The 10490-nt window shown below is 69.9% G+C and carries 6 protein-coding genes and 6 pseudogenes; 6 read left to right on the top strand and 6 right to left on the bottom strand.

The features are described from left to right. Nucleotides 1–192: 192 nt before the first annotated feature. The 5 genes and pseudogenes from ACFFRH_RS43765 to ACFFRH_RS43745 form a co-directional block, all read right to left on the bottom strand. Nucleotides 193–705: a GNAT family N-acetyltransferase gene (locus ACFFRH_RS43765; protein ID WP_386164064.1), complete on the bottom strand. Its 513-nt coding sequence runs from the start codon at nucleotides 703–705 to the stop codon at nucleotides 193–195. A gap of 194 nt (nucleotides 706–899) precedes the next feature. Continuing rightward, nucleotides 900–1880 (bottom strand): ribosome small subunit-dependent GTPase A, encoded by a 981-nt coding sequence (rsgA, locus tag ACFFRH_RS43760; RefSeq protein WP_386164058.1) that lies wholly within the window; start codon nucleotides 1878–1880, stop codon nucleotides 900–902. 405 nt (nucleotides 1881–2285) lie between these two features. After that, nucleotides 2286–2807 (bottom strand): annotated as a pseudogene (locus ACFFRH_RS43755) (helix-turn-helix transcriptional regulator); the annotation flags it as partial. Between the two features lie 59 nt (nucleotides 2808–2866). Next, nucleotides 2867–3346 (bottom strand): annotated as a pseudogene (locus ACFFRH_RS43750) (transposase); the annotation flags it as partial. 7 nt (nucleotides 3347–3353) lie between these two features. Beyond that, nucleotides 3354–4322 (bottom strand): annotated as a pseudogene (locus ACFFRH_RS43745) (ISAzo13 family transposase); the annotation flags it as partial. Nucleotides 4323–4470: 148 nt separating this feature from the next. Between ACFFRH_RS43745 and ACFFRH_RS43740 the strand changes: the two are divergent. Continuing rightward, nucleotides 4471–5280: a hypothetical protein gene (locus ACFFRH_RS43740; protein WP_386164062.1), complete on the top strand. Its 810-nt coding sequence runs from the start codon at nucleotides 4471–4473 to the stop codon at nucleotides 5278–5280. On the opposite strand, the gene ACFFRH_RS43735 is transcribed toward ACFFRH_RS43740, so the two are convergent. Further along, complete coding sequence (locus tag ACFFRH_RS43735; protein WP_386164062.1) at nucleotides 5211–6020, bottom strand: hypothetical protein; 810 nt, start codon at nucleotides 6018–6020, stop codon at nucleotides 5211–5213. The genes ACFFRH_RS43740 and ACFFRH_RS43735 overlap by 70 nt on opposite strands. Before the next feature lie 148 nt (nucleotides 6021–6168). On the opposite strand from ACFFRH_RS43735, the pseudogene ACFFRH_RS43730 reads away from it, so the two are divergent. The 5 genes and pseudogenes from ACFFRH_RS43730 to ACFFRH_RS43710 form a co-directional block, all read left to right on the top strand. Then, nucleotides 6169–7137 (top strand): annotated as a pseudogene (locus ACFFRH_RS43730) (ISAzo13 family transposase); the annotation flags it as partial. Between the two features lie 7 nt (nucleotides 7138–7144). After that, nucleotides 7145–7624: pseudogene (locus tag ACFFRH_RS43725) on the top strand (transposase); the annotation flags it as partial. A gap of 59 nt (nucleotides 7625–7683) precedes the next feature. After that, a pseudogene (locus ACFFRH_RS43720) lies at nucleotides 7684–8205 on the top strand (helix-turn-helix transcriptional regulator); the annotation flags it as partial. Nucleotides 8206–8610: 405 nt separating this feature from the next. Further along, complete coding sequence (gene rsgA / locus ACFFRH_RS43715) at nucleotides 8611–9591, top strand: ribosome small subunit-dependent GTPase A (RefSeq protein ID WP_386164058.1); 981 nt, start codon at nucleotides 8611–8613, stop codon at nucleotides 9589–9591. Between the two features lie 194 nt (nucleotides 9592–9785). Continuing rightward, entirely contained in the window at nucleotides 9786–10298 is a 513-nt protein-coding gene (locus ACFFRH_RS43710; RefSeq protein ID WP_386164064.1) for a GNAT family N-acetyltransferase, read from the top strand. Nucleotides 10299–10490: the final 192 nt, after the last annotated feature.

Raw genomic sequence — 10490 nt, 5'->3', positions numbered from 1 at the left:
CACCGACGACGGAGCCGAAATCCTCACCCTGCCGAGGTAGGCGCGACCGTGAGGCGGAAGCCCCGCCCCCCGTGCTCCGGGCGCCTCATCGCGAATCACCGGTGAAAAGGAAGCCTTCCGGAGTTTCTTCGCGACGGCCGAACGGCCCTCAGCCGCGCTGAGGGCCGTTCACCGCATTCGAAGAGCGGGAGATCAGACGCCGAACGCCGCCGGGTAGCGGATGACGCCACCCGGGACCGGCCGTTCAGGGTCGAGTGCCAGCGCCATCATGTACTTGTCCTCGACGTCGAAGGCCGGGCGGATGCCGTACTCGGAGGCCGGGGTGAAGCCGAAGCGCGGGTAGTACTCGGCGTGGCCGAGCACGACCACCAGGTTCTCTCCCTGCTCGCGGGCGGCGCGCAAAGCGGCACGGATGGCGGCGGAACCCGCGCCCCGCCGCTGATGTTCGGGCTTGACGGCGCACGGGCCCAAGGTGAGGGCGGGCGAGTCGCCGACGTAGCAGCGGGTGAGCAGCGCGTATCCGGTGAGATCGCCACCGGGGGCCTCGGCCAGCCAGGACATGCCGGGCAGCCACGCCCGCGGGTCGGTCCGCAGCGCCTCGACGAGATCGGCCTCGTGCGGGCCGGGGAAGGCGGCAAGGTTGATGTCGCGGATGGCGGCGATGTCGCCGGCGCTCTCGGGACGGGTGGTCCAGGAAGGGGGCATGGTCGGGTTCGTCTCCTTGTCCTTCTGCGGATGCAGGACGTGGCCGGTGTACCGGTGGTCCGCGCCGTACTCGCGGCGCATGGTGATCTCTGGCAGGGTGGCCGCGACCGCCTCGCGCATCCCGGCGACCAGGTCGGCCGCGTGGGCGCGCCGCGACAGCGGCGTGTGGTACTCCTCAGACCAGTCGCGGCCGGTCATGGCTGCCGGTCCCGGAACCTGTAGGTGGCGCGCAGGTGACCGGTGATGGCCTTCTGCCGGTTGACACGCTCGTCGCGCAGCCGGGCATCGGTACGTGAGGCCGCCCAGGCGTTCTCCCGTCGCAGTTTGTGGTAGCTGCGCAGACGGCGTTCGGGCAGTTCACCCGCCCCGATGGCGGCCTGGACCGCACATCCTGGCTCGGTGTCGTGAGCGCAATCACCGAAGCGGCAACGCGCGGCGAGGTCTTCGATCTCGGCGAAGACCCGCTCCAGGCCATCGGCGGCGTCGTGCAGGCTGATCCCGCGCAGGCCCGGCGTGTCGATGAGGACCCCGCCGCCGGGCAGAGGGAGCAGCTCGCGTCGGACAGTGGTGTGGCGGCCCTTGCCGTCCTGCACGCGTACCGTGCCGGTGGCCAGCCGCTCCTCGCCGAGCAGCCTGTTGCCGAGACTGGACTTGCCCGCGCCCGAGGGGCCGAGCAGCACGGTGGTGCCGCGCACCAGCACGGCCAGCATGTCGATGTTGTGACCGGTGGCGACGCTGGTGACAAGGATGTCCACACCGGGTGCCAGCATGTTGACCTCGGCGCGGACGACCTCGGGATCGCCGACCAGATCCGCCTTGGTCAAGACGATCATCGGTTGCGCCCCGCTCTCCCAGGCCAGAGCGAGCAACCGCTCCAGTTTGGCCGCGTCCAGGGGTGTGGCCAGGGACAGGGCGATGACGACCGTGTCGACGTTGGCGGCGAGCACCTGTCCGTGGGAGGACCTTGACGCCGACGAGCGTACGATCACGCTGCGCCGCGGCAGCAGCGCCGCCAGGTGCGGCTCGGCACCCGGGCGCAGCGCGGCCCAGTCGCCGGTGCAGGGCGTCAGGAGCAGGTCGGGCGGGTGCGGCGCGGCGAACGTGGCCCGCATCGGACCCGACGTGGTGATCGCCGTGCACAGGCCGCGATCGACCCGGGAGATCCGGGCCGGCACGAGGCCCGCTTCGTGATGTTCGGCGAAGGTTTGGTTGAGTGCGGCGGTCCATCCGTACCGGGACAGGCCGGATGGATCGGTGTACGTGTGTGGCAACGTGAGACCCTTGCGGAGAAGGGGCCCCGACGAGACGCGGACATCACTCCGCCTGGCGAACCGGGTGGTTCAAGGCTGGAGGAAGAAGTGGGTCAGACCGGGGCCCGGGACGTGAGGTTGGTCCGGGCGCTGCGCATGGCAGCGGTCTTCACCGCGGTCATCAAACCTCACCTCCCTCCCATACCGGTCCGATACCGAACGAACGGCAGCCTAGCACCCGACCGGGACTGTCGTTCCCGCTCTTATCCGCCGACGCCTCCGACCACCAACGATGTGAACCCGGAAGCGGCCTGCGGAAGGCGACGACTCTCAGGGGGATGCTCCGTAGCGGTCGGCGATCGCGACGGCCCGGTCGCGCAGGGAGTCGCGCAACCACTGCGGGGCCAGGGCCTCCGCGTTCGTGCTGAGCTGCCACAGCGCCCATTCTGCGTGTCTCGGATCCTGGAAGGTCACCTCCATCCGCAGCCGGCCGTCCGAGTCGGCCTCTTCGGCGCGGACGGCCGGCGCGGTGCCGACCAGTTCCTCCCGCCGCCCGGGGTCCACCCGTACCAGCACGGTGACCTGGTCGCCGCCGGTCCGAAACCGCGTGCTGCGTTCCTGCCAGGCTCGGTCCAGATCGATCCGGTCCGGTCGCTGCGCGGGTTCGGGAAGTTCCTCGGCGGCCAAGATCCGGGACAGCCGGTAGGTGCGGTCCGCGCCGGATCTGGTGGCCAGCAGGTAGCCCCGATCGCGTACGGTGACCAGGCCGATCGGGTCCACCGTGCGCCACGTCGGGCTCTGGTCCACGGCCGCGTAGTGGATGCGCAGCCGGTGCCCGGAGAGCACCGCGCGCGGTCACGTCCAGCGAAGTGGTGTATGAGCCGGCCTTCGCGTGATCCTATTTCTGCAGGTTAAGCGGTGAGTGTCTGCGGAATGGGATTCTGCTGCGGTGTGTCGCCGCAGATGATGCGTAGCCGGGTTTTGGTCAGGACGTCCAGGCCCATGTAGCGGCGGGCCTCGGTCCACTCGTCGGTCTGCTCGGCCAAAACCGCACCGACAAGACGGATGATCGAGCCGCGGTCGGGGAAGATCCCGACCACGTCGGTGCGGCGGCGGATCTCCTTGTTCAACCGCTCCTGGGGATTGTTCGACCAGATCTGCCGCCAGGTCTCCTTCGGGAAGGCGGCAAAAGCCAGCAGTTCCTCGCGGGCGGCGTCCAGATGCTCGGCGGTGGCCGGATACTTCGCCTCCAGAGCGTCGATGACCCAGGCATGCTGGGTGCGCACCTGCTCGGCGGCAGGCTGGTCGAAGATGGTCCGCACCAAGGTCGCCACCCACGGCTGCGCCGATTTGGGCACCGTGGTCAGCAGGTTGCGCAGGTAGTGAAGCCGTTAAAAATCAACACGGTGAGATGGAGGCGAGGAGCGCGGCTGCGGTCCGGTGGCGGATTGAGGCGGGTGCAGGGTTGTAGCCGTCGTGTTCCAAGAGTGGGCGGGTCTCGATGAGGGTGTTGCCGATCGTGCGGGGGCTGACGTTGAACAGTTCGCTGAGGGCTTGCCGTGTGCAGACTTTCCGCTGGTAGAGGATGGCGGCGAGGATCCGCTCGGCGCCGGTGATCTTCTGTTGGAAGATGCCGCCTCGGGCTCCGGGGAGTCGTTCACCACCGCGTCGCTGGTAGCGGAGGCGTTCGAGGCGGGCGGCTTGGAGCGGGGTGAGTCGCTCGATCATCTGGCGGAGTTCTTCGCGGCTCATAGCGGTCAGAGCGGGGTGCGAGAGCGTTTCGGAGATTCGGGGCCGCTGGGCGGGGACGTCGTCGTTGTCCAGGAAACTACGCAACTGTGCGGCGGTGGTGAACCGCATGGTGGTGGCGGAGACAATGACCTGGTGCTCGGTGAGTAGCTTGCGGGTCTCGGCGATCCAATAGCCGATCGTGAAGTCACTGACCTCGAGCATGTCCGACAGGACCTTCTGGGAGCAGATCTGGCGGAGGTAGACGACTGTGATCAGCACCCGGTCCGCGGCGGAGAGCAGGCTGTGGGACCCGGCGCCCCTGGCGCGGCGGCGTTCGCCGCCGCGCTGGTGGAAGGTGCGCTGCTCGGCCTGAGCGGCCTGGGCGGAGGCGAGCCGGCGCGCCAGGTCGTCCAGTTGGGCTTCGGTCATGCCGGTCAGCCGGGAGTCGGCCAGGGCGCGTAGTGCGGCAGCGCGGATCTGCGCGCGGCCGGTGCCGATGACGGGTGGCCGGTCGGCGGCGACCAGGGCGGGGCGGATCGTGTAGTTCCAGGAGCTGTGGGTGGGGTGGACGTGGATTGGCAGTTCGGCGAACCGGGCCTTGCTCACCGTGACGCCCAGCGGATACGAGGCGGTGTTTGGATGAGGCTGCCTCAGATTGAGTGAGACAGGACAGCGGCAGGACGTCTCCTTGCCCGCCCATGGGCCTGGCCAGGCCGGAACGCAACAGATCTTATTTATTGTTTTCTAATTTCTGGAAAATCAAGGGTGTCAGTAGGCTTCCGGCATGCGGGAGCCGGGCGCGGTGACGCCATGCAAGCACTGCGGGACGCCGATCGAGCAACGGCCCGGGCGGGGGCGGCCGAGGGCATACTGCGCGCAGGGGAACTGCCAGGCGGTGGCCAAGCGCGAACGCGAGATGCGACGGGCGACGCCGGGTCTCGAGGGGGCGCTGGCCAGGGCCGAGGAGTTCTACGACCGCATGGAGAAGGGGATGATCGCGGCGATCGCCCCGCTGGCGCAGGTGCTTTCCGAGGAGCTGAGCCCCGCCGGGGTGGAGGCCAAGGTGAGCGCGGTGCAGGCCGAGGCCCACACCCGGGTGGCGATCGCCCGCGCCGAACGGGAACAGGCCTTCGAGCAGGTGCGCCTGGCGCGGGAGGCTTCCGAGCACGCCCGGCGCGAGCGGGACGCGATGGCGCGCCGCGTGGAGGAGGCCAACGCCGAACGCGACATCGCGCTGTCCGACGCGGAGACCGCCAGGGAGCAGGCGCTGGCCGCGTTGCACGAGGCGGCCAGTACCGAGCGCCGGGCCAGGCAGGCCGAGCAGGAGGCCACCCGCAGGGCCCAGCGGGCCGAGGCCGCCCGCGACGCGGCCCTGCGGGAGATGGCCGAACGGGTGGAGGCCGCCGAGACCGAGGCGCGCCGGGCCGAGGCGCGCGCCCTGCACGATCAGCAGCAGTCCGGTCAGGCGCGGACCGAGTGGGACCGGGCGCTGGAGGAGACCAGGAAGGCCCAGGAGGCCAGAGGTCAGGCCGAACGGGTCGCCTCGGCCGCGTCGGCGCGCGCCGACGCGGCCGAGGCGACCCGTTCGGCCTGACCTCTGGCCTCCTGGGCCTTCCTGGTCTCCTCCAGCGCCCGGTCCCACTCGGTCCGCGCCTGACCGGACTGCTGCTGATCGTGCAGGGCGCGCGCCTCGGCCCGGCGCGCCTCGGTCTCGGCGGCCTCCACCCGTTCGGCCATCTCCCGCAGGGCCGCGTCGCGGGCGGCCTCGGCCCGCTGGGCCCTGCGGGTGGCCTCCTGCTCGGCCTGCCTGGCCCGGCGCTCGGTACTGGCCGCCTCGTGCAACGCGGCCAGCGCCTGCTCCCTGGCGGTCTCCGCGTCGGACAGCGCGATGTCGCGTTCGGCGTTGGCCTCCTCCACGCGGCGCGCCATCGCGTCCCGCTCGCGCCGGGCGTGCTCGGAAGCCTCCCGCGCCAGGCGCACCTGCTCGAAGGCCTGTTCCCGTTCGGCGCGGGCGATCGCCACCCGGGTGTGGGCCTCGGCCTGCACCGCGCTCACCTTGGCCTCCACCCCGGCGGGGCTCAGCTCCTCGGAAAGCACCTGCGCCAGCGGGGCGATCGCCGCGATCATCCCCTTCTCCATGCGGTCGTAGAACTCCTCGGCCCTGGCCAGCGCCCCCTCGAGACCCGGCGTCGCCCGTCGCATCTCGCGTTCGCGCTTGGCCACCGCCTGGCAGTTCCCCTGCGCGCAGTATGCCCTCGGCCGCCCCCGCCCGGGCCGTTGCTCGATCGGCGTCCCGCAGTGCTTGCATGGCGTCACCGCGCCCGGCTCCCGCATGCCGGAAGCCTACTGACACCCTTGATTTTCCAGAAATTAGAAAACAATAAATAAGATCTGTTGCGTTCCGGCCTGGCCAGGCCCATGGGCGGGCAAGGAGACGTCCTGCCGCTGTCCTGTCTCACTCAATCTGAGGCAGCCTCATCCAAACACCGCCTCGTATCCGCTGGGCGTCACGGTGAGCAAGGCCCGGTTCGCCGAACTGCCAATCCACGTCCACCCCACCCACAGCTCCTGGAACTACACGATCCGCCCCGCCCTGGTCGCCGCCGACCGGCCACCCGTCATCGGCACCGGCCGCGCGCAGATCCGCGCTGCCGCACTACGCGCCCTGGCCGACTCCCGGCTGACCGGCATGACCGAAGCCCAACTGGACGACCTGGCGCGCCGGCTCGCCTCCGCCCAGGCCGCTCAGGCCGAGCAGCGCACCTTCCACCAGCGCGGCGGCGAACGCCGCCGCGCCAGGGGCGCCGGGTCCCACAGCCTGCTCTCCGCCGCGGACCGGGTGCTGATCACAGTCGTCTACCTCCGCCAGATCTGCTCCCAGAAGGTCCTGTCGGACATGCTCGAGGTCAGTGACTTCACGATCGGCTATTGGATCGCCGAGACCCGCAAGCTACTCACCGAGCACCAGGTCATTGTCTCCGCCACCACCATGCGGTTCACCACCGCCGCACAGTTGCGTAGTTTCCTGGACAACGACGACGTCCCCGCCCAGCGGCCCCGAATCTCCGAAACGCTCTCGCACCCCGCTCTGACCGCTATGAGCCGCGAAGAACTCCGCCAGATGATCGAGCGACTCACCCCGCTCCAAGCCGCCCGCCTCGAACGCCTCCGCTACCAGCGACGCGGTGGTGAACGACTCCCCGGAGCCCGAGGCGGCATCTTCCAACAGAAGATCACCGGCGCCGAGCGGATCCTCGCCGCCATCCTCTACCAGCGGAAAGTCTGCACACGGCAAGCCCTCAGCGAACTGTTCAACGTCAGCCCCCGCACGATCGGCAACACCCTCATCGAGACCCGCCCACTCTTGGAACACGACGGCTACAACCCTGCACCCGCCTCAATCCGCCACCGGACCGCAGCCGCGCTCCTCGCCTCCATCTCACCGTGTTGATTTTTAACGGCTTCACTACCTGCGCAACCTGCTGACCACGGTGCCCAAATCGGCGCAGCCGTGGGTGGCGACCTTGGTGCGGACCATCTTCGACCAGCCTGCCGCCGAGCAGGTGCGCACCCAGCATGCCTGGGTCATCGACGCTCTGGAGGCGAAGTATCCGGCCACCGCCGAGCATCTGGACGCCGCCCGCGAGGAACTGCTGGCTTTTGCCGCCTTCCCGAAGGAGACCTGGCGGCAGATCTGGTCGAACAATCCCCAGGAGCGGTTGAACAAGGAGATCCGCCGCCGCACCGACGTGGTCGGGATCTTCCCCGACCGCGGCTCGATCATCCGTCTTGTCGGTGCGGTTTTGGCCGAGCAGACCGACGAGTGGACCGAGGCCCGCCGCTACATGGGCCTGGACGTCCTGACCAAAACCCGGCTACGCATCATCTGCGGCGACACACCGCAGCAGAATCCCATTCCGCAGACACTCACCGCTTAACCTGCAGAAATAGGATCACGCGAAGGCCGGCTCATACACCACTTCGCTGGACGTGACCGCGCGCGGTGCTCTCCGGGCACCGGCTGCGCATCCACTACGCGGCCGTGGACCAGAGCCCGACGTGGCGCACGGTGGACCCGATCGGCCTGGTCACCGTACGCGATCGGGGCTACCTGCTGGCCACCAGATCCGGCGCGGACCGCACCTACCGGCTGTCCCGGATCTTGGCCGCCGAGGAACTTCCCGAACCCGCGCAGCGACCGGACCGGATCGATCTGGACCGAGCCTGGCAGGAACGCAGCACGCGGTTTCGGACCGGCGGCGACCAGGTCACCGTGCTGGTACGGGTGGACCCCGGGCGGCGGGAGGAACTGGTCGGCACCGCGCCGGCCGTCCGCGCCGAAGAGGCCGACTCGGACGGCCGGCTGCGGATGGAGGTGACCTTCCAGGATCCGAGACACGCAGAATGGGCGCTGTGGCAGCTCAGCACGAACGCGGAGGCCCTGGCCCCGCAGTGGTTGCGCGACTCCCTGCGCGACCGGGCCGTCGCGATCGCCGACCGCTACGGAGCATCCCCCTGAGAGTCGTCGCCTTCCGCAGGCCGCTTCCGGGTTCACATCGTTGGTGGTCGGAGGCGTCGGCGGATAAGAGCGGGAACGACAGTCCCGGTCGGGTGCTAGGCTGCCGTTCGTTCGGTATCGGACCGGTATGGGAGGGAGGTGAGGTTTGATGACCGCGGTGAAGACCGCTGCCATGCGCAGCGCCCGGACCAACCTCACGTCCCGGGCCCCGGTCTGACCCACTTCTTCCTCCAGCCTTGAACCACCCGGTTCGCCAGGCGGAGTGATGTCCGCGTCTCGTCGGGGCCCCTTCTCCGCAAGGGTCTCACGTTGCCACACACGTACACCGATCCATCCGGCCTGTCCCGGTACGGATGGACCGCCGCACTCAACCAAACCTTCGCCGAACATCACGAAGCGGGCCTCGTGCCGGCCCGGATCTCCCGGGTCGATCGCGGCCTGTGCACGGCGATCACCACGTCGGGTCCGATGCGGGCCACGTTCGCCGCGCCGCACCCGCCCGACCTGCTCCTGACGCCCTGCACCGGCGACTGGGCCGCGCTGCGCCCGGGTGCCGAGCCGCACCTGGCGGCGCTGCTGCCGCGGCGCAGCGTGATCGTACGCTCGTCGGCGTCAAGGTCCTCCCACGGACAGGTGCTCGCCGCCAACGTCGACACGGTCGTCATCGCCCTGTCCCTGGCCACACCCCTGGACGCGGCCAAACTGGAGCGGTTGCTCGCTCTGGCCTGGGAGAGCGGGGCGCAACCGATGATCGTCTTGACCAAGGCGGATCTGGTCGGCGATCCCGAGGTCGTCCGCGCCGAGGTCAACATGCTGGCACCCGGTGTGGACATCCTTGTCACCAGCGTCGCCACCGGTCACAACATCGACATGCTGGCCGTGCTGGTGCGCGGCACCACCGTGCTGCTCGGCCCCTCGGGCGCGGGCAAGTCCAGTCTCGGCAACAGGCTGCTCGGCGAGGAGCGGCTGGCCACCGGCACGGTACGCGTGCAGGACGGCAAGGGCCGCCACACCACTGTCCGACGCGAGCTGCTCCCTCTGCCCGGCGGCGGGGTCCTCATCGACACGCCGGGCCTGCGCGGGATCAGCCTGCACGACGCCGCCGATGGCCTGGAGCGGGTCTTCGCCGAGATCGAAGACCTCGCCGCGCGTTGCCGCTTCGGTGATTGCGCTCACGACACCGAGCCAGGATGTGCGGTCCAGGCCGCCATCGGGGCGGGTGAACTGCCCGAACGCCGTCTGCGCAGCTACCACAAACTGCGACGGGAGAACGCCTGGGCGGCCTCACGTACCGATGCCCGGCTGCGCGACGAGCGTGTCAACCGGCAGAAGGCCATCACCGGTCACCTGCGCGCCACCTACAGGTTCCGGGACCGGCAGCCATGACCGGCCGCGACTGGTCTGAGGAGTACCACACGCCGCTGTCGCGGCGCGCCCACGCGGCCGACCTGGTCGCCGGGATGCGCGAGGCGGTCGCGGCCACCCTGCCAGAGATCACCATGCGCCGCGAGTACGGCGCGGACCACCGGTACACCGGCCACGTCCTGCATCCGCAGAAGGACAAGGAGACGAACCCGACCATGCCCCCTTCCTGGACCACCCGTCCCGAGAGCGCCGGCGACATCGCCGCCATCCGCGACATCAACCTTGCCGCCTTCCCCGGCCCGCACGAGGCCGATCTCGTCGAGGCGCTGCGGACCGACCCGCGGGCGTGGCTGCCCGGCATGTCCTGGCTGGCCGAGGCCCCCGGTGGCGATCTCACCGGATACGCGCTGCTCACCCGCTGCTACGTCGGCGACTCGCCCGCCCTCACCTTGGGCCCGTGCGCCGTCAAGCCCGAACATCAGCGGCGGGGCGCGGGTTCCGCCGCCATCCGTGCCGCTTTGCGCGCCGCCCGCGAGCAGGGAGAGAACCTGGTGGTCGTGCTCGGCCACGCCGAGTACTACCCGCGCTTCGGCTTCACCCCGGCCTCCGAGTACGGCATCCGCCCGGCCTTCGACGTCGAGGACAAGTACATGATGGCGCTGGCACTCGACCCTGAACGGCCGGTCCCGGGTGGCGTCATCCGCTACCCGGCGGCGTTCGGCGTCTGATCTCCCGCTCTTCGAATGCGGTGAACGGCCCTCAGCGCGGCTGAGGGCCGTTCGGCCGTCGCGAAGAAACTCCGGAAGGCTTCCTTTTCACCGGTGATTCGCGATGAGGCGCCCGGAGCACGGGGGGCGGGGCTTCCGCCTCACGGTCGCGCCTACCTCGGCAGGGTGAGGATTTCGGCTCCGTCGTCGGTG

It is taken from the genome of Streptosporangium vulgare, assembly GCF_042428775.1.
Classification (GTDB): Bacteria; Actinomycetota; Actinomycetes; order Streptosporangiales; family Streptosporangiaceae; genus Streptosporangium; species Streptosporangium vulgare.
This window is presented reverse-complemented; position numbering and strand designations above follow the sequence as displayed.

Coding starts and splice junctions, on each gene's coding strand:
- ACFFRH_RS43735 (WP_386164062.1), bottom strand. CDS start 6,020: ATGCGGGAGCCGGGCGCGGTGACGCCATGCAAGCACTGCGGGACGCCG.
- ACFFRH_RS43765 (WP_386164064.1), bottom strand. CDS start 705: ATGCCCCCTTCCTGGACCACCCGTCCCGAGAGCGCCGGCGACATCGCC.
- ACFFRH_RS43710 (WP_386164064.1), top strand. CDS start 9,786: ATGCCCCCTTCCTGGACCACCCGTCCCGAGAGCGCCGGCGACATCGCC.
- ACFFRH_RS43740 (WP_386164062.1), top strand. CDS start 4,471: ATGCGGGAGCCGGGCGCGGTGACGCCATGCAAGCACTGCGGGACGCCG.